Annotated in this window: 1 protein-coding gene; it reads right to left on the bottom strand. The window is 63.4% G+C overall.

Annotated elements, in window-relative coordinates; translation table 11 throughout:
• A partial coding sequence (locus G6N73_RS36220) for a malic enzyme-like NAD(P)-binding protein (RefSeq protein ID WP_281353040.1) occupies positions 1-558 on the bottom strand: 558 nt, incomplete at both ends.

The raw sequence follows: 558 nt of genomic DNA, 5'->3' as shown, positions 1-558 counted from the left end.
GCCGAGGAACACGTCGGCGCCGGTAATCACGTCGGCCAGCGTGCGCGCCTCGGTGTCCTTCACGTAAGGATCTTTCCAGCGGTCCATCTCGTCGAGCCTACCCTTGTAGGCGACGCCGAAACGGTCGGTGACCCAGATGTTCTCGAGCTTCGCACCGAGCGAGACGAGCAGATTGAGGCAGGCAAGGGCTGCCGCGCCGGCGCCCGACGTGACGATCTTGATGTCCTCGATCTTCTTGCCGGCGAATTCCAGTCCGTTGAGCACCGCGGCCGCCACGATGATCGCCGTGCCGTGCTGGTCGTCATGGAATACCGGGATCTTCATCCGCGCCTTGAGCTGCTCCTCGACCTCGAAGCATTCCGGCGCCTTGATGTCCTCCAGATTGATGCCGCCGAAGGTCGGCTCGAGCGCAGCCACCGTCTCGACCATGCGCCCGATTTCCGGCGCGTCGATCTCGATATCGAAGACGTCAATGCCGGCGAATTTCTTGAACAGGACGGCCTTGCCCTCCATCACCGGCTTGGAGGCCAGCGGCCCGATATTGCCGAGGCCGAGCAC

It is taken from the genome of Allomesorhizobium camelthorni, assembly GCF_011045125.1.
Lineage (GTDB): Bacteria > Pseudomonadota > Alphaproteobacteria > Rhizobiales > Rhizobiaceae > Allomesorhizobium > Allomesorhizobium camelthorni.
Note: the sequence above shows the minus strand (reverse complement) of the source record. Positions and strands in the feature narration are given on the sequence as shown.